Annotated in this window: 18 protein-coding genes, 1 pseudogene and 2 riboswitches; of the genes and pseudogenes, 16 read left to right on the top strand and 3 right to left on the bottom strand. The window is 60.8% G+C overall.

What is annotated here, in order from left to right; all coding sequences use genetic code 11:
* Positions 1–7: 7 nt before the first annotated feature.
* Positions 8–133, bottom strand: a riboswitch (molybdenum cofactor riboswitch).
* 162 nt (positions 134–295) lie between these two features.
* From gluQRS to H8S34_RS12205, 9 genes and pseudogenes are all read left to right on the top strand, one after another.
* The gene (gene gluQRS / locus H8S34_RS12245; protein WP_186964116.1) at positions 296–1,249 is read left to right on the top strand and encodes a tRNA glutamyl-Q(34) synthetase GluQRS; all 954 of its coding nucleotides are present in this window, start codon (positions 296–298) and stop codon (positions 1,247–1,249) included.
* Positions 1,250–1,381: 132 nt separating this feature from the next.
* A riboswitch (glycine riboswitch) is annotated at positions 1,382–1,497 on the top strand.
* 161 nt (positions 1,498–1,658) lie between these two features.
* The gene (locus H8S34_RS12240; protein WP_366485953.1) at positions 1,659–2,027 is read left to right on the top strand and encodes a GrdX family protein; all 369 of its coding nucleotides are present in this window, start codon (positions 1,659–1,661) and stop codon (positions 2,025–2,027) included.
* Between the two features lie 14 nt (positions 2,028–2,041).
* Positions 2,042–3,322: a glycine/sarcosine/betaine reductase component B subunit gene (locus H8S34_RS12235; RefSeq protein WP_101691367.1), complete on the top strand. Its 1,281-nt coding sequence runs from the start codon at positions 2,042–2,044 to the stop codon at positions 3,320–3,322.
* A 14-nt stretch (positions 3,323–3,336) separates the two neighbouring features.
* Positions 3,337–4,641 carry a glycine reductase complex selenoprotein B gene (grdB, locus tag H8S34_RS12230; protein ID WP_101691366.1) on the top strand — a complete coding sequence of 435 codons (1,305 nt, stop codon included), beginning with the start codon at positions 3,337–3,339 and terminating at the stop codon, positions 4,639–4,641.
* 169 nt (positions 4,642–4,810) lie between these two features.
* Positions 4,811–5,495: pseudogene (locus H8S34_RS12225) on the top strand (response regulator transcription factor).
* Between the two features lie 13 nt (positions 5,496–5,508).
* A complete protein-coding gene (locus H8S34_RS12220) occupies positions 5,509–6,831 on the top strand; it encodes a sensor histidine kinase (protein WP_186964114.1) in 1,323 nt (440 codons plus the stop codon).
* Positions 6,832–7,001: 170 nt separating this feature from the next.
* The gene (locus H8S34_RS12215; RefSeq protein WP_101691364.1) at positions 7,002–8,093 is read left to right on the top strand and encodes an MGDG synthase family glycosyltransferase; all 1,092 of its coding nucleotides are present in this window, start codon (positions 7,002–7,004) and stop codon (positions 8,091–8,093) included.
* A 34-nt stretch (positions 8,094–8,127) separates the two neighbouring features.
* Positions 8,128–9,201: a lysylphosphatidylglycerol synthase transmembrane domain-containing protein gene (locus H8S34_RS12210; protein ID WP_186964113.1), complete on the top strand. Its 1,074-nt coding sequence runs from the start codon at positions 8,128–8,130 to the stop codon at positions 9,199–9,201.
* Between the two features lie 21 nt (positions 9,202–9,222).
* A complete protein-coding gene (locus tag H8S34_RS12205; protein WP_101691362.1) occupies positions 9,223–10,176 on the top strand; it encodes an ROK family protein in 954 nt (317 codons plus the stop codon).
* A gap of 49 nt (positions 10,177–10,225) precedes the next feature.
* Here H8S34_RS12205 and H8S34_RS12200 read toward each other — a convergent pair whose 3' ends face one another.
* From H8S34_RS12200 to H8S34_RS12190, 3 genes are all read right to left on the bottom strand, one after another.
* Positions 10,226–10,501: a hypothetical protein gene (locus tag H8S34_RS12200; protein ID WP_101691361.1), complete on the bottom strand. Its 276-nt coding sequence runs from the start codon at positions 10,499–10,501 to the stop codon at positions 10,226–10,228.
* 64 nt (positions 10,502–10,565) lie between these two features.
* Entirely contained in the window at positions 10,566–11,243 is a 678-nt protein-coding gene (locus tag H8S34_RS12195) for a response regulator (RefSeq protein ID WP_101691360.1), read from the bottom strand.
* Positions 11,228–12,865 (bottom strand): sensor histidine kinase, encoded by a 1,638-nt coding sequence (locus H8S34_RS12190; protein WP_101691359.1) that lies wholly within the window; start codon positions 12,863–12,865, stop codon positions 11,228–11,230. The genes H8S34_RS12195 and H8S34_RS12190 overlap by 16 nt, the downstream gene beginning before the upstream one ends.
* A 208-nt stretch (positions 12,866–13,073) precedes the next feature.
* On the opposite strand from H8S34_RS12190, the gene H8S34_RS12185 reads away from it, so the two are divergent.
* The 7 genes from H8S34_RS12185 (at position 13,074) to atpG (ending at position 18,046) form a co-directional block, all read left to right on the top strand.
* Positions 13,074–13,556: a DUF2798 domain-containing protein gene (locus H8S34_RS12185; protein WP_186964112.1), complete on the top strand. Its 483-nt coding sequence runs from the start codon at positions 13,074–13,076 to the stop codon at positions 13,554–13,556.
* A 121-nt stretch (positions 13,557–13,677) separates the two neighbouring features.
* Complete coding sequence (locus H8S34_RS12180; protein WP_101691584.1) at positions 13,678–14,382, top strand: F0F1 ATP synthase subunit A; 705 nt, start codon at positions 13,678–13,680, stop codon at positions 14,380–14,382.
* 30 nt (positions 14,383–14,412) lie between these two features.
* Positions 14,413–14,631, top strand: coding sequence for an ATP synthase F0 subunit C (gene atpE / locus H8S34_RS12175; RefSeq protein WP_101691357.1), 219 nt, complete (start codon positions 14,413–14,415; stop codon positions 14,629–14,631).
* Positions 14,632–14,644: 13 nt separating this feature from the next.
* Positions 14,645–15,133 (top strand): F0F1 ATP synthase subunit B, encoded by a 489-nt coding sequence (gene atpF / locus H8S34_RS12170; RefSeq protein WP_101691356.1) that lies wholly within the window; start codon positions 14,645–14,647, stop codon positions 15,131–15,133.
* Entirely contained in the window at positions 15,130–15,654 is a 525-nt protein-coding gene (atpH, locus tag H8S34_RS12165; protein ID WP_186964111.1) for an ATP synthase F1 subunit delta, read from the top strand. Before atpF ends, atpH begins: the two co-directional genes overlap by 4 nt.
* On the top strand, positions 15,651–17,171 hold the full coding sequence (gene atpA / locus H8S34_RS12160) for a F0F1 ATP synthase subunit alpha (protein ID WP_101691354.1): 1,521 nt from the start codon (positions 15,651–15,653) through the stop codon (positions 17,169–17,171). The genes atpH and atpA overlap by 4 nt, the downstream gene beginning before the upstream one ends.
* Positions 17,159–18,046: an ATP synthase F1 subunit gamma gene (gene atpG, locus H8S34_RS12155; RefSeq protein WP_101691353.1), complete on the top strand. Its 888-nt coding sequence runs from the start codon at positions 17,159–17,161 to the stop codon at positions 18,044–18,046. Before atpA ends, atpG begins: the two co-directional genes overlap by 13 nt.
* Positions 18,047–18,089: the final 43 nt, after the last annotated feature.

Here is an 18,089-nt window from a genome sequence, read left to right as displayed (position 1 = left end):
GAAATTCTCCCGGTGGGAAGCAGCCCCTTTTCAAGTGTGGAAGGCCGGGCGGTTTCCCGCCTGACCCGCGGCGCGATCTCATAGCGCCCGGAGGGGGCGCCTTAGAGATCTTTGCTCGGAGCGCAGATATATCATTTTTATGGAGCAGGACCGAATGGAAGGGCCCTGCGTCACTTTATTATACTATATAGTGTAGTCACTTGCAAGAAAAGAAATGGTCCACTGCGTGGACGTGTGCCGGAGGGAATGGTATACTGGAGAACAAAACGAGACATACTGGAAAGGAAGATGGGACATGGAACCTTTGCTGCGGGGACGCTTTGCGCCCAGTCCCAGCGGACGGATGCACCTTGGAAATGTGTTTACAGCGCTGCTGGCCTGGCTGTCGGTGCGATCGGCGGGCGGCACGCTGGTCCTGCGGATGGAGGATCTGGACCCCGACCGCTGCCGGGAGGAGTATGCCCAGGTCCTGGCGGAGGATCTGCGCTGGCTGGGCCTGGACTGGGACGAGGGGTATCAAATGGGGGGACCCCATGGTCCCTACCGGCAGAGTGAGCGGACGGAGCTCTATGCCGCCCGGTTCCGGCAGCTGGAGCAGATGGGATTGGTCTATCCCTGCTTCTGCACCCGGGCCGAGCGTCTGGCCGCCTCTGCGCCCCACCGGGGGGATGGGCAGATCCTTTACAGCGGACGCTGCCGCTCCCTTTCTCCCCAGGAGCGGGAGGAGCTGAGCCGCACCCGGCGCAGTGCCTGGCGCCTCGCGGTGCCGGATGAACGAGTGTCCTTTATAGACGGACATTTGGGATACTATGAGGAGGGCCTGTGCCGGGCGTGCGGCGACTTCATCATCCGCCGTTCGGACGGGGTCTATGCCTATCAGCTGGCGGTGGTGACCGACGACGGAGCTATGGAGATCAACCAGGTGGTGCGGGGGCAGGACCTGCTGGATTCCACTCCGCGGCAGATCCTGCTCTATCGTCTCCTGGGGCTGCCCCAGCCGGTCTTTTACCATGTTCCCCTGCTGCTGGCAGAGGATGGGCGGAGGCTCTCCAAGCGGGATATGGACCTGGACATGGGGGCCCTGCGGGCGCGCTATTCTCCGGAGCAGCTGGTGGGAAAACTGGCCTTTTTGGCGGGGCTCTCCCCCACTGGGGAGCCGGTCCGTCCGGCAGAACTGGCGGCGGATTTTTCCTGGTCCAAGGTGCCGGAACGAGACGTTATCGTGCAAACGTCGATGTTTGGAGAATAAACCAAATAGTACAAAAAGTGCGCCAGAATTAAATAATCGTGTATTTTAAATAATGTTTATATGAGATACGGGCTTGTATTTGAAAACTCGATATGTTATAATATGACCATCGAAAAAACAAATATAGTCTGGATGATGACTGCGGGAGAGTTTCTGTTCCGACAGGAGTGGAACACCGAAGGTATAAGCGGCCCCATTTTGCCGAGTGGGACGCCAATTTCTCAGGTCCCGAGAACCGCAGGCGGACAGAACTCTGAAAAGACCATGATTCTCGTAACATGGCACCGAAGGGGCAACCCCGACTCACCGGGCGGGGGAAACTCTCAGGTTTTCAACAGGGCGCAGGGCATTACATGATACGTATACCCTGCCCCTGTTTTTTTGCAAAGGAGAGACTGTCTTGCTTTTGGTGACAAACAACGAGAAGGTCCGGGAAAAGTTCGGATCTCTGTGCACCCTCCAGTACGTGGAGGGCGGACATGTGGACGTACTGATCCACGTGCGGGATCTGGTCCATCAGGGCCACAAGCTGCTGACCCATCCGCTGGCCGGCAGTGTAAAGCCCAATGAGACCCCCTTCCGCTCAGTTGCGCTGGACGAAGCGTCCGGGGTACTGGATCTGGAGTCACTGGAATTGATTGAGGCAGCTCTCAACGTGTGCCGGCAGTTTCCGCCCCGGTTCCACCGGGGAGAGGATGCTCCCGCCGACATGCGGGAAGACTTTGCAGAGATCGATTTTCGGCTGATAGACGGGGCCATCGCCCCACAACTACAATAAGGAGAGTGAGACTTATGCGGCTGGAATTAGGCGAAATTCACATCAGCGACATTAAGCTCGGCGACTGCTCCAAGGTGGAGAACGGCACCCTCTACGTCAACGTGGAGGAGCTGCGCGCTCTGCTGCTGGAGGACGAGGACCTGGCCTCGGTCGACTTCGAGGTGGTTCATCCCGGCGAGTCCGTGCGTATCATCCCTGTCAAGGACGTCATCGAGCCCCGTGTGAAGGTGGAGGGCTCCGGCGGCGTCTTCCCCGGCATGATCTCCAAGGTCACCACCGTGGGCAGCGGCAAGACCCATGTTCTCAAGGGCTGCGCCGTGGTCACCACCGGTAAGGTGGTTGGCTTCCAGGAGGGTATCATCGATATGACCGGCCCCGGCGCCGAGTATACCCCCTTCTCCAAGCTCAACAACCTGGTTATGATCTGCGAGCCCAAGGAGGGCATCAAGCAGCACCAGCATGAGCACGCCATCCGTATGGCCGGCCTGAAGGCCGCTGCCTACCTGGGCGCTCTGGGCAAGGATGTCACCCCCGACGAGACCAAGGTCTATGAGACCAGCGGCGTTATGAGCGGCAAGGAGAAGTATCCTGACCTGCCCCGCGTCGGCTATGTGCTGATGCTCCAGAGCCAGGGCCTGCTGCACGACACCTATGTGTACGGCGTTGACATGAAGAAGTCCATGCCCACCATCCTGAATCCCACCGAGACCATGGACGGCGCCATCCTGAGCGGCAACTGCGTGTCCGCCTGTGATAAGAACACCACTTATCATCACCTGAATAACCCCGTCATCCATGACCTGCTGGAGCAGCATGGCAAGACCCTGAACTTCGTGGGTGTCATCATCACCAACGAGAACGTCTACCTGGCCGACAAGGAGCGCTCCTCCGACTGGTCCACCAAGCTGGCTCAGTTCCTGGAGCTGGACGGCGCTCTGGTCTCCCAGGAGGGCTTCGGTAACCCCGATACCGACCTGATCATGAACTGCAAGAAGCTGGAGGCTGCCGGCATCAAGACCGTCATCATCACCGATGAGTACGCTGGCCGCGACGGCGCTTCCCAGTCCCTGGCTGACGCCGATCCCGCTGCTGACGCCGTGGTCACCGGCGGCAACGCCAACATGGTCATCCACCTGCCCAAGATGGACAAGGTCATCGGCCATCCCGAGGCTGCCAACATCATCGCCGGCGGTTTCGACGGCGCTCTGGAAGCTGACGGTTCCATCACCGCCGAGCTGCAGGTCATCACCGGCGCGACCAATGAGATGGGCTTCAACAAGCTCAGCGCCAGATAAGGAGGGGAACTGCTATGAGTCTGAGAGTTGTTCATTATATCAACCAGTTCTTCGCCCAGATCGGCGGCGAGGAGAAGGCTGATTACGCCCCCGAGTACCGTGAGGGTGCTGTGGGCCCCGGCCTGGCTCTGAACGCTGCGTTCAAGGGCGAGGCTGAAGTGGTGGGCACCGTGATCTGCGGCGACTCCTACTTCAACGAGAATCTGGACGCCGCCAAGGCGACCGTCCTGAAGATGATCTCCGACGCCAAGCCCGACGTCGTGGTCTGCGGTCCCGCGTTCAACGCCGGCCGTTACGGCGTGGCCTGTGGTACCGTCGCTGCTGCCGTGAAGGACGAGCTGAACCTGCCCGTTGTGACCGGTATGTACGAGGAGAACCCCGGCGCCGACATGTTCAAGAACAAGGTCTATATCATCGCCACCAAGAACAGCGCTGCCGGCATGCGCGACGCTGCTCCCAAGATGGCTTCTCTGGCCATCAAGCTGGCTAAGGGCGAGAAGATCGGCGCTTCCGCCGAGGAGGGCTACATGCCCAACGGCCTGCGCGTGAACTTCTTCGAGGCTGAGCGCGGCTCCACCCGTGCCGTGAAGATGCTCCTCAACAAGCTGGCCGGCAAGCCCTACACCACCGAGTTCCCCATGCCCTCCTTCGACCGTGTCGCTCCCGGCGCTGCCATCACCGATCTGGCTCACACCACGATCGCTCTGGTGACCTCCGGCGGCATCGTGCCCAAGGGCAACCCCGATCACATCGAGTCCTCCTCCGCCTCCAAGTTCGGCCGCTATGACATCAGCTCCTTCGAGGATCTGACCGCTGCCGACCACGAGACCGCTCACGGCGGCTATGACCCGGTCTACGCCAACGAGGATGCTGACCGCGTCCTGCCCGTCGACGTGCTGCGCAAGATGGAGAAGGAAGGCAAGATCGGCGGCATCTATCCCTACTTCTTCACCACCGTCGGCAACGGCACCGCCGTCGCCAGCGCCAAGAAGTACGGCGAGGCCATCGGTAAAGAGCTCCGGGATGCCGGCATTAAGGCCGCCATCCTGACCTCTACGTGAGGCACCTGCACTCGTTGCGGTGCAACGATGGTTAAAGAGATCGAGCGCGCTGGTGTCACTGTGGTTCACATGTGCACCGTTACCCCCATTTCCATGACCGTGGGCGCCAACCGTATCGTGCCCACCATCGCCATTCCCCACCCCCTGGGCAACCCGGCTCTCACCCACGAGGAGGAGTTCGAGCTGCGCTACAAGCTGGTGGAGAAGGCCCTGAAGGCCTTTGAGACCCCTGTGGACGACCAGACCATCTTCGACTGATCGAACTAGGATATCCCCCGCAGTCCATTGGACTGCGGGGGATGTTTTGTTATCCGGGGAAGATTTACAGTTTGGTGATTCTTTTTTCTATGAGAGATGGTATTCTTTTTTCAGACTAGGTTCAGCTTCATGGAGTACAATGGCAAAAAACAGAAGGAGTGGAAACGCGGTGCGTATTTTGATTGTGGAGGATGAGAGACGTCTGGCCGAAACCCTGGGTCAGATCATGCAGGAACAGCATTACCAGACCGATCTGGTGGACGATGGTGCGGATGGGCTGGACTATGCCCTTTCCGGACAGTATGATCTTATGATCTGGTGATCCTGGATGTGATGCTGCCCCGGCTGGATGGGTTTGAGGTGGCCCGGCGGCCCGCGCAGCCCACATCTCCACCCCCATTCTGATGCTGACTGCCCGGGATGAGACCAGCAACAAGATCACCGGTCTGGACTGTGGAGCGGACCACTACATGACCAAGCCCTTCGACGCCGGAGAGCTGCTGGCCCGGGTGCGGGCCCTGACGCGCCGGCAGGGTGAGGTCCTCTCGGAGTGTCTGACAGTGTCGGATCTCTCCCTGAACCTCTCGACCCGCTGCCTCTCCTGTGCGGGGAAGTCGGTGCGCCTGGGTTTTAAGGAATTCGATGTGCTCAAGCTTCTTATGTCGGCGCCCAAGGCCGTGGTACCCAAGGAGGATATCATCTCCAAGGTGTGGGGAATGGAATCGGATGCGGAGGATAACAACGTAGAGGTCTACATCTCCTTTTTGCGTAAAAAGCTGAATTTTTTGAACTCCAGAGTGGGGATCGGAACGGTGCGCAAGGTAGGCTATCACTTGGATATCCCTCTGAGTTGACGGAGGCACCGTCATGCTGAAGAAGCTGAGGCGAAAGTTTATCCTCATCAATATGATGCTGGGGAGTCTGGTTTTGCTGATCGTATTCGGCGCCCTGCTGGGCTCCACATCACAGCGTCTGCGTGGACAGAGTGTCTCCGCCATGCGCCTGGCCCTGAAATGGGCGGAAGGCATGGCCCCTCCGCAGATTGAAATTGAGATTGATCTGCCGGAAGGGGAGGAGCCGGGAGCGGGACGAGGAAACCCGGACGCCCGTCAGCTGGCGATGGTACCAGTATTTGGGGTAGTATTGGATGAGAACGGAAATATCGACTCCTATGCCCCCGGAGGAAATGTACAGGTCTCCCAGGAAGCGCTGGAGCAGGCGGTCGAGGAAGTGCAGAAGCAGGGTGTGCCCGAGGGGACCATTACCAAACCCGGCCATCTGCGCTATCTGGTGGAGTGGGACCGGGATGGAAAGCTCCGCATTGCCTTTGCCGATATGCGCTGGGAGCGGGAAAACCTGATGGACCTGGTCGTCACCTCTCTGCTGGTGGGAGCGGGGGCCCTGGTGTGCTTTTTTATTGTGAGTCTTTTTTTGTCCTCGCTGGCCCTGCGCCCGGTGGAACAGGCATGGGAGCAGCAGCGGCAGTTTGTGGCCGATGCCTCCCATGAGCTCAAGACGCCACTCACGGTCATTCTGGCCAATGCGGGCATTGTGCTCTCCCACCCGGAAGACTCGGTGGAACAGCAGAAGAAGTGGCTCACCTTCATCCAGGAAGAGGCGGGACGTATGAAGGAACTGGTGGAGGACCTGCTTTTCCTGGCCAAGAATGATGCCGCCAGGCTACCGCTGGTCTATGCTCAGCTCTCCATGAGCGATCTCACGCTGGGATGCCTGCTCCCCTTTGAGTCGGTAGCCTTCGAGGCGGGGGTAGAGCTGGACAGTGAGATCCAGCCCGGGATCTTCCTCCAGGGGGATGAGGGACAGCTCCGCCGTCTGGTGATGATTCTGCTGGACAACGCGGTAAAATACGCCGGAGAGCACGGTGCGGTACGTCTGACCCTGACCCGGCAGCAGGAACGGGTACGTCTGATGGTCCACAATACCGGGGAGCCCATCCCACCGGAGCATCTGCCCCACCTGTTTGAGCGCTTTTACCGGGCGGACAGTGCCCGCAGCCGGGATCAGGGCGGATACGGACTGGGACTGGCCATTGCCCGTACCATTGTGGAGGTCCACGGCGGAAAACTGACGGGGACCAGTACACGGGAACAGGGGACCTGTTTTACGGCCAGTCTTCCCCAGCGCCCCAGGGGAAGCGGATGGGCCAGACTTCCAAAGACATCCAAATAGTGTATTTTTCAGACCGGTATAGAGCGGAAAAGGCTCTGTACCGGTCTTCTTTTCGGAACAGAGGGCAGTGTCAGAGGATTTTCACATATCCTTAAAGGCTTTTTAAGATTTCGGTTGTCTTTTTCTAAAGACTTGCCTGCTATACTTTAGGCCATAAAGGAGGGAGCGCCATGAAGATCCTCATACTCACCGGAAAATTTGGACTGGGACACTGGTCCGCCTCACAGTCGCTGCGGCAGCAGATCAGCCGGGATTTTCCCAGAGCGGAGACGGAGGTGCTGGACTTTTTTGCCTATGCCATGCCGAACAGCTCCGAGGCCCTTTACAAGGCGTTTGACCTGTTGGTGACCTATGGATACGGGCTGTTCAATGCCTATTACCGTATGGCGGACCGACTGCCCTCCGACACCCATTCTCCGCTGGACCGGCCTATGCTGGACAAGCTGGAAGAGCTGCTGTGGGAAAAGCGGCCTGATGCGGTGATCGCGACCCACCCCATCTGTGCCGGTCTGGTCTCCCGCTATAAAGAGGAGAGCGGTGACCGCCTGCCGCTGGTCACCTGTGTGACCGATCTGTCCACCCATAATGAGTGGCTCCACAGCCGGACCGACGGTTATCTGGTCGGGAGCCGGGAGATCAAGGAGCGGCTGATGGAGAAAGGGGTGGAGGCCGGGCGCATCCACGTGACGGGGATCCCGGTCAAAGAGGAATTCCGCACCATCAGCCACCGCCGGGGCGGCGGAGAACGGCGTCTGCTCATTATGGGCGGCGGATTGGGCCTGCTGCCCAAGAAGGACTCCTTCTATGACGCCCTGGATGAACTGCCCGGTGTGCGCACCACCATTCTCACCGGCCACAATCAGCGGCTCTACCAGCGGCTTTCCGGGCGGTATGAACACATTGAGGTGGTGGGCTTTACCGACCGGGTGTGGGAGTATATGGAACAGGCCGACCTGATGCTCACCAAGCCCGGCGGCATCACGGTCTTTGAGAGCATCTTTGCCGAGCTGCCCCTGCTGCTGTGGGAGCCCTTTCTCCAGCAGGAGAAGAACAACGCCCGCTTCCTGCTGCGCTCCGGCCTGGCCCGTGCGGCGGCCAAGGAGCCGGAGGAGTGCCTGGCGGCCATCCAGGGACTACTCTATGACGACCGAGCCCTTGGGGAGATGTCGGCGCGCATGCGGGCGCGCAAGCGGGAATTGCAGGCTGCGGGGCTCGCCCGCATTCTAGAGGCCATGACACGGGAGACGGAAGTGTGTGCCTGATTCCCGGAACGGTAGAACAAAGGAAGTGAAGGGTATGTCCAATAAGAGAAACCTGGCCGGCGTCCTGTTGCTGGCAGTCCTGATGGGGGTGACCGGCTTTGTGCTGCTGCGGGATCAGCCGCTGGGCAGCTTGCTGGAGATCCTGCACCGGGTGGATGGACGCTATGTACTGCTGGGACTGGGTCTGATGCTGGTCTTTGTGGGATGTGAGGCCATGTGTACCCGTCTGATTTTGGGACGGCTGGGTCACCGGACGCCCTACCGCCGCTGCCTGTGCTATTCCTTTGTGGGATTCTATGTGAGTTCCATCACGCCATCGGCCACGGGAGGGCAGCCGGCGCAGATCTACTATATGTCCCGGGACGGAGTCCCCGCCGCCCACGGAGCGCTCAATATGATGCTCATTGCCATCTGTTATCAGATCACGGTACTGCTCTATGCCCTGTGTGCCTGGCTCTTTCTGCCGGCGCTGCGCCAGGGGATGGGAGGCGGCCTGGGGCTGCTGCTCCTGTACGGCGCGGCGGTGATGGGGGCGCTGACGGCCGGAATGCTCTCCTTTTTGTGTTTTCCCCATCTGGCCGGGCGGCTTGCAGGGGGTGTCCTGGATCTTCTGAACCGGGTCCACATCATCCGGGACCGAGCGGGCGCGGGCGAGAAACTGGCGCGGCAGATGGAGGAATATGCGGCCGGAGCCGGGATTCTGCGGCGCAACCCGGCCCTTCTGCCCATGCTTCTGGGGCTCAATGCCTTACAGCTCACGGCGGTCTTTTCGGTGCCCTATGTGGTGTACCGGGCGTTCGGACTGAGCGGGACGGGACCGGCGCTCTTTCTGGGAACCCAGGCGCTGGTGACGCTGGCAGTTTCCTCCCTCCCTCTGCCCGGAGCAGTGGGGCCGGCGGAAGGGGGATTTGTGGCGGCCTTTGCTCCGATCTTTGGGGCGGGACTGGTGACCCCTGCCATGCTGGTGAGCCGGGGAATTAGCTTCTATGCCTGTCTGATCATCAGCGGCGCGGTGGCCCTGGCCTTTCATCTGATGGGGCGAAAGGCAGGGACCGAACGCAGCCTTTTGCATTCCGATAGGAAGTATGGTACAATGAGCACAACCTGACCGGAAGAGAGGTTGTGCAGTATGCATTATCTGGGTATCGACTTGGGCGGAATCAATATCGCCGCTGCGGTGGTGAGCGAAGCGGGTGAAATTCTGGGACGCGGGAATATCCCCACACCCCGGGGCGCGGAAGCGGTGGCGGATACGATGGCAGCCGCGGCCAGACTGGCGGCTGAGCAGGCCGGCGTGTCCTGGGAGGAACTGGCCGCTGTGGGAATCGGCTCTCCGGGCACCATTGATCCCCAGCGGGGGGTCGTCCAGTATTGGAGCAACCTGGACTTTGAAAATGTGCCTCTGGTGGACCTGCTGCGCCGGCACTTCCCGGAGCGGCTTCCCATCTACATGGAGAATGACGCCAACGCAGCCGCCCTGGGCGAGTATGCTGTGGGCGCCGGACGGGGAAGCACGTCCATGGTGGCCATTACGCTGGGCACCGGTATTGGCGGCGGCGCGGTATTCAACGGCAAGCTCTATACCGGCTTCAACTATGCCGGGATGGAAGTGGGGCATTTTGTACTGGAGCATGGCGGGCGGCTGTGTACCTGCGGCCGCAGGGGCTGCTTTGAGACCTACTGCTCGGCCACGGCCCTGATCCGGCGCACCCGGGAGAGCATGGAGCAAAACCCCGACTCCCTGCTGTGGAAGCTGGCGGAAGGGGACCTGTCCAAGGTCAACGGGCGCATTCCCTTTGAAGCGGCAGGTATGGGAGATGCCACGGCAGGCCAGGTGGTGGATGAATACATCGAATACCTGGGCTGCGGCGTGGCCAGCCTGGTGAACATCTTCCAACCCGAGATCTTCTGCATCGGCGGCGGGATTTCCAACCAGGGCGAGACGCTGATGGCGCCCGTCCGCTATATTCTCAACCGGGAGGACTACGCCCGGAACAACGCCCACCGCACCCGCCTGATGCGGGCCCAGTTGGGAAATGACGCCGGGATCATCGGCGCGGCCCTTCTGCCCAAATTCCGATAAAAATAGGATACGCCGCCTCTGCATCTTTCCATGCAGAGGCGGCGTTTTTCTATGCCACGGGCTGAAAATCGTCCTCACAGGGGGGTGGCTCCTCCTCCGGCTTGGCTTCCAGGGGAAAGAGCGCCAGAGAGAGCCCAAAGAGGACCGCAGATACCACGGCAATGGCCTGAATCCGATTTTTTTCCAGCCAGGGGCGGTATTCCTCCCACAGTGGGAGTTTCAGGGCAGAACACAGGGGTTTTGCACTGGAGTAGAGGATCAGGGCCGCGATCACACACACGGCCAGGCGTGTCAGGGTCTCCTGTTTGCTTCCGGAGAGCTCCATGCTCCTGCCTCCTTTGCGTTTCTTTCCACAGGATATGCCCGCATGGTGGAAAATAGAAGGACTTTCACGCGAGGCCGGGGTAGCGGTAGAGGCGGCAGGGGCGTCCGCCGGTGTCGTAGTTGACGCTGCTGACCACCTCGCCGCGCTCCACCAGATAGTTCATATAGCGCCGGACCGTCACCACAGAGAGTCCGGTCTGACGTGAGATCGACTCGCTGGGCAGCCCCTGGGGCGGGGCTGTGCGCAGGCAGGTGCGGATCCGCTCCAGCGTGCTCTCCTGAACGCCCTTGGGAACCGGATGCTCCGGGGAGGAGGCGGAGGGGGCGAAGAGCTGATCCAGCGCATCCTGGCTGACCGCCTCCCCGGCCACAGCCTGGCGATGGCGGCAGAAGGTATCCAGGGCCTGCTGAAAACGCTCCCAGGTAAAGGGCTTGACCAGGTAGTCCACTACCCCCAGCTTGAGCAGCGCATCCACCGTTTTTGCGTCATTGGCGGCGGTGACCATGATGACGTCCGATTCGATCTCCCGGGCGCGCAGCTCATGGAGCAGCTCCATCCCGGTGAGGAGGGGCATGTACACATCCAAAATGAGCAGATCCGCGGGGTGACAGGAGAGCCACTCCAAGGCGCTACGCCCCTCCGAAAAGGTCTGGATCACGGTAAACCGGGGGTCCTTTTCCGTGAAGGTCTTGTCCAGGAGAGACACCATGGGGTCGTCCTCCACGATTACGACTTGATACAATCTGACTCCTCCTCTGGAGCGGCGGGATCATCCCGCCGGAAGGTAATGAAAAACGACGTGCCGATCCCGGACTCTGACTCCACCCGGATCTCGCCGTGATAGGCCGAGACCACCTCCTGCACCAGAGAGAGGCCGGTTCCCCGGCCCCGCCCCTTGGTGGAGCGGCCCCGCTCAAAGAGGTGTGATTGGATCTCGGCGGGAATGCCGGGGCCGGTATCCTCCACGCACAGAAGCAGAGAGGCCTCCGATTCCCGGATGCTGACCGTGATCTCCTTGCTGTCCCGGGGGGACTGGTTGAGGCCTTCGATGGCGTTTTCAATGAGATTGCCCAGAATGGTCACGTAGGCGTCGGGGGGGAGCCAGGGGCTGCCCTCCGGCAGGAAGCTCTCCCGGTCCAGGGTGAGGCGGATACCCAGTTCCCCGGCCCGGCTGGTTTTGCCCACCAGAAGGGCGGCCACGGAGGGCTCTCCGATCTGATGCATGATGCGGCTGACCGCCTCCTGCTGGGTGCGCTTGGTGTCCATAATGTACTGCTGGGCCTTCTCGGGCTCCCCGATCTGGAGGAGGCCCAGGATCACATGGAGCTTGTTCATAAATTCATGGGTATAGGCCCGCATGGCGTCCACCATGTGCCGCACCCCGGTGAGGTCGTCGGCCAGACGGGTCACTTCGGTGCGGTTGCGGAAAATGCCCACCGCGCCGGTGAGGCGGCCATCCTCATACAGGGGCAGCCGGTCGGAGAGTACCCGGACATCTTTGAGGGAGCTCATACTGACATTGTACTCCGGCTTTCCGGTGCGCAGGACCCGGTCCAGCGTGGAGCGGGGATAGACGGTATGGAGGGATTTGCCCACCACCCCCTCCTCATCCAGAGAGAGCATCTGGGCTGCGGCGGTATTGAGAAAGATGATGGTCTCCTCCCGGTCAATGGCTAGGACTCCCTCCTCCAGTGCGTCCAGGATGTCCTCGCGCTGGTGAAAGCGCCGGGCAAAGGCGTCCGGCTCATACCCCATGAGGGAGGCCTTGATGCGGCGGGAGAGCTGGTTTGCCAGCAGAGAGCCAAGGGCGGCGGAGAGCAGACCGATCCCCGCAAAGCGGAGGATGGTCTGAAAGGTGAGGACGGCCATGCTGCGGACATAGACGCCCACGACCACAAAGCCCAGCAGCGCTCCGCTGTCGTCCCGGACCGCGGCATAGGCGGAGTGATCGGAGCCCATGGGGCCGGTCTCGTTGGAGGTGTAGGGGGATGCGCCGGCCAGGACGGCGTTCTGCGCGGTACCGGTATAGTGGGTTCCGAGGAAGACAGAGTCGGGCGCATAATAGATCCGGTTTTCCGTATCGGCCACCAGGATCAGGTCGATGTCGGAGACATGGGACGTGGTGTCATTGAGAAAGGCCGCCAGCTCTTCTCTGGAGGAACTTCCGTCCAGGACCTCGGCCACCAGAGGGACGCGGGACAGGATGGAGGCGGAGTTGAGCAGGCTGTTGTCCAGCGCGCGGCGTTCGCTGCGCAGGGTGAGATACAGTGTGCCCGCCAGCGAGAGGGCGATGGAACAGGATACAATGATCACATTCAGCCATAAAAGCTGTGCACGGAGGGAAGAACGGGAGGGTACAGACATGGTGGAAAGACTCCTTTCTCTACCAGTATAAGAAAAGAACAACCCGGTGTCAAATGCGTCTGGTTTCGTCAAGTTTAAGAAAACCGGCGAAGATAGAAGACGAAAAGTTCGGAAGAACTCCCTATTACGAAGGCGGAGCCATCTCTGGTATCCTGTTTGAGCAGCGGCCGGAACGGGCCGAAATTTTTTTCGATAAGGAGAATGAACGATGCCTCAGAATAAGCGGGAGAGCCTCATCTATACGGTGTTGATGTGCTTTACCATGGTGCTCTGGATGAGCCTGTACAATGTTGCGCTCCAATATGGAGCGGTCAGTCTGGAAGTTGTGGCGGCGGCCTGGCTGGGCTTCCCCATTGCCTATGTCTTTGCCATGTGCTGCGACTGGTTTCTGGTGTCCCGGCTGGCAAAGGGATTTGCCTTTCGCTTCCTGGTCCGGCCTCAGGACTCGCCTCTGAAGAAGGTGGTGTGTGTCTCCGGCTGTATGGTGGTCCCCATGGTGCTGATCATGTCCCTGTACGGAGCCTGTGAGGGGGCGGTGCACACCGGGATGTGGAGCGGAGTGCCCCTCCAGTGGCTCATCAATATTCCCCGCAATTTTGTAATGGCGCTGCCCTTCCAGCTCCTGATCGCCGGCCCCCTGGTCCGCCGGGTCTTCCGCCGCGCCTTCCCGGAGGGAACCGTTCTGGCCTAAGACCTTGGAACCCCCGGAGGGACCAGTTTCGCTTTGGGTTATGTTCCATACTTTTTTTACTTTCCAAAGGATTCCCAAAGAAACGGCGCGGGAGTATGATAGCACACGCGAAAACGAGGTGATGTGTTTGGATGGATTCAAGGAAGCGCTGGTGGAGGAGCTGGGCAACCGGATTGCCTTTACAATCCCGGTACTGGGCGGTATCCCGGTGGCCGAGTCGGTGGTAGTCACCTGGATTGTCATGGCAGCCCTCATCGTGTGCGCGCTGGTTCTGACACGGAACCTGCGGGTACAAAATCCAGGCAAGGGGCAGATTGCCCTGGAGGGCGCGGTGCAGTTTCTCAACGGGTTTGTAAAGACCAATCTCGGAACGCACTGGAGACCCTTCGCTCCCTATCTGGGGACGGTGGCACTCTACATCGGTGTGTCCAACCTGATTGGGATTGTGGGGCTGACCCCGCCCACGAAGGACATCAGCGTGACGGCAGCCCTGGCCCTGATGAGCATGGTGCTGATCTATGGGGCACAGTTCCGGTATCGGGGACTGCTGGGCGGCCTGCGGCAATTTGCCGAGCCGATGCCTCTGCTCATCCCCATCAATCTCATGGAGGTGGCCATCCGGCCCCTGGCGCTGTGTATGCGTCTGTTCGGCAACATCCTGGGCGCGTTTATCATCATGGAGATGATCAAGCTTCTGGTGCCTGTGGTGCTGCCGGCGGTATTCAGCCTCTATTTTGACCTGTTTGACGGGTTGATCCAGACGGTGGTCTTCGTATTCCTCACCACTCTCTTTACCGGAGAGGGCATCAAAGAGGAAGAAGCGTAACGGACAGTATATTTTGAGGAGGAAATTACTATGACACTGGGAATCATTGCTGCGGGAATTGCGGTTTTCACCGGCATCGGCGCCGGTATCGGCATCGGCTTTGCCACCGGAAAGGCCAGTGAGGCCATTGCCCGCCAGCCTGAGGCGGCCGGAAAGATCAACAGCGCCCTGCTGATGGGCTGCGCTCTGGCAGAAGGTACCGCCATCTTTGGCTTCATTACCGCCCTGCTCGTCATCTTTATGGGTTAAGGGGGCGTACCCCATGCTGGAATTTGAAGTTTCCACCATCGTGTTTACCGTCATCAACCTGCTGGTGCTCTATGTCATCCTGCGCAAGCTGCTCTTTGGGCGGGTCAACGCGGTGCTGGAGCAGCGGGCCGCCCTGGTGCGGGAAGAGCTGGAATCGGCACAGATCCAGCACAGTCAGGCGGAAGAGCTGCGCAGCGAGTATGAGGCCAAGCTGGCGGACGCCCGGCAGGAGGCCTCCAAGCTGGTGGCCGATGCCCAGAACCGGGCGCAGCGGGCCTATGAGGCCAGGCTGGCCCAGGCCGAAACGGACGCCAAGCAGGTGCACAGCCAGGCCCAGGCTCAGATCGCGGAGGAGCGGAAGGCCATGCTGCGGGGCGCACGGAATGAGGTGGCGGCCCTTGCTCTGCTGGCTGCCGGGAAGGTGGCCGGACAGGCCATGGACTCCGCGGCCGAGCAGGCCATGGTGGAATCTTTCCTGGCGGAAGTAGGTGAACGTACATGAGCGAGCTGGCACGCCGCTATGCCCAGGCCCTCTATGAGGTGATGCCCGATGAGACGGGACTGCGGGCGACTGCGGAGGCCCTCATGGGACAGAGCGAACTCTGGGCGGCCCTCTGTGCGCCCACTGTGCGCGCGGAGGAGAAAAAGCGCCTGCTGGGCCGTCTGCCGGAGCTGGACGGACACGGGACCCTGCTACGCTTTTACCGCCTGCTGGCGGAGAAGGACCGGATGGCACTGCTGCCCGAGATCCTGGAGGCCTTCCGGACTCTGGGGCTGCGGGAGAAGAATACGGCGCGGTGTGTCCTGACCTGTGTCCGCACACCGGAGAAGGAAGAGCTGGAGCGAATCCGCCAGGCCCTGTGCAAGCTTCACCACCGGGCGGACATCCAATTTGAGATCCGCACCGATCCCTCCCTTGTGGGGGGATTTACCCTGGAGCTGGAGGGCATCCGGTACGATAAGAGCGTCCGCGGTGCGATGGCCGGCCTGAGCCGGTATCTGGAAGAGAGGCGAATGGCATGAAAACCAAACCGGAAGAGATCGTCGCCCTCCTGCGGGAGGAGATCGCCGGATATGATACCCGCGTACGGCGGGATGAAGTGGGCACCGTCCTGGAGGTAGGCGACGGGATCGCCACAGTCTATGGCCTGGACAAGGCGGTCTACGGCGAACTGGTGGAGCTGGAGACCGGTGTCAAGGGCATGGTCATGAATCTGGCCCGGGACAGCGTAGGCGTAGTGCTGCTGGGCAGCGACGCCGGCGTCCGGGAGGGTACGGTGGTGCGCCGCACCGGACGGGCAGCTGACGTCCCCGTTGGAGAGGCCATGATCGGCCGGGTCGTGGATGTTCTGGGCAGCCCCATTGACGGCCTGGGTCCCATTGAGACCACTGAGACCCGCCCCATCGAGCACGAGGCCAGCGGTGTGGTCACCCGGGAGCCGGTCAATGTGCCCCTTCAGACCGGAATACTGGCCATTGACGCCATGGTCCCCATTGGACGGGGACAGCGTGAGCTGATCATCGGGGACCGGCAGACCGGCAAGACCGCCATTGCGGTGGATACCATCCTGAATCAGAAGGGGCAGGACGTCATCTGCATCTATGTGGCCATTGGCCAGAAGGCCAGCTCGGTGGCCCGCATCCAGGACACCTTGAAGCGGCACGGCGCGATGGATTATTCCATTATTGTCTCGGCCACGGCCAGCGACTCGGCCCCCCTGCAGTACATCGCGCCCTACGCCGGAGCGGCCATGGGCGAGTATTTTATGGAGAAGGGCAAGGATGTGCTCATCGTCTATGACGATCTCTCCAAGCACGCGGTGGCCTACCGGACCCTTTCTCTGCTGCTCAAGCGCTCGCCCGGACGAGAGGCCTACCCCGGAGATGTCTTCTACCTGCACTCCCGCCTGCTGGAGCGGGCCTGCCGCCTGACCAAGGAGTACGGGGGCGGCTCCATGACCGCGCTTCCCATCATTGAGACCCAGGCGGGCGATGTGTCGGCCTATATTCCCACCAATGTCATCTCCATTACCGACGGACAGATCTATCTGGAGACCGACCTCTTCTTCGCCGGTCAGCGGCCCGCCGTCAATGTGGGCCTCTCGGTCTCCCGTGTGGGCGGCGCGGCCCAGACTCGGGCGGTCAAGAAAACGGCAGGTACCCTGCGCATCGATCTGGCCCGGTTCCGGGAGCTGGAGGTATTCACCCAGTTCGCCTCGGACCTGGATGCCGCCACGCAGCAGGCGCTGGACCACGGAAAGCGGCTTCTGGAGCTGCTCAAGCAGCCCCTCTACCATCCCATGCCGGTGAACCGCCAGGCGGTGATCCTCTATGCGGCCACCAACGGCCTGGTGGACGATGTGCCGCTGGAGAAGGTGCGGGACTTCCTCCTGTCCTTTGCCGCGGAGATGGAGGAGGAGCACGCCGACGTGATGGCAGATATCCAGGAGAGCGGGAACCTGAGCGCTCCGGCCATTGAGACCATCCGCGCGGCCCTGGAGGAGAGCAAGAGGCGGGTGAGCGGCACATGGCAAGCATAAAGGAGATTCGGACCCACATTAAGAGCGTGGAGCAGACGCTGAAGATCACCAACGCCATGTATCTGATCTCCTCCTCCAACCTGCGCAAGGCGCGCAAGCAGCTCAGCGATGTGGAACCCTACTTCCATAAGATCGAGACCACCATCTCGGATATTCTCCACCACTCACCGGAGATCGACCACCGCTTTTTTGACAAGCGGCCCGGCATCCCGCCGGAGCGGCGGAAGGTAGGTTATATCGTGATCACCGGCGATAAGGGCCTGGCGGGCGCGTACAACCACAACATTCTGAAGATGGCAGAGGAGCGGATGGCAAAGACGCCCAACTCCTACCTCTTTGTGGTGGGACAGGTGGGGCGCTCCTACTTTACCGAGCGGGGCATCCCCATCGACGGAGAATTTCTCTATACCGCGCAGAATCCCAACATCAGCCGGGCCCGCGATATGTCGGAGGTGCTGATGCAGCTCTATCTGGACGGGAAGCTGGACGAGGTCTATGTCCTCTTTACCAATATGATCAACTCCTTCCGTCTGGAGCCCACCGCCTATAAGATCCTGCCGTTGGACCCGGATGTATTCCCGGACTATGAGGAAAACCGGGACTGCTATAACCGGGACGTGACCTATGTCCCGTCGGTGCGGGCCGTCATGGACCGCCTGGTGCCGGGCTATCTGAAAGGTGTGCTCTTCGGCGCTATGGTGGAGTCCTACTGCTCGGAGCAGAATGCCCGCATGACCGCCATGAAGTCCTCCAGCGACAATGCCAGGGCCATGCTTCAAAAGCTGAACCTCTCCTACAACCGGGCGCGCCAGAGCGCCATCACCCAGGAGATCACCGAGGTGGTGGGCGGCGCCCAGGCGGCCGAGTCATTTTAGGCCGCAGTTCCGCCGGACGGCGGCACAAGCAGAATCAGACAGG

It is taken from the genome of Pseudoflavonifractor hominis (assembly GCF_014288125.1).
Taxonomy (GTDB): Bacteria; Bacillota; Clostridia; order Oscillospirales; family Oscillospiraceae; genus Pseudoflavonifractor_A; species Pseudoflavonifractor_A gallinarum.
Note: the sequence above shows the minus strand (reverse complement) of the source record. Positions and strands in the feature narration are given on the sequence as shown.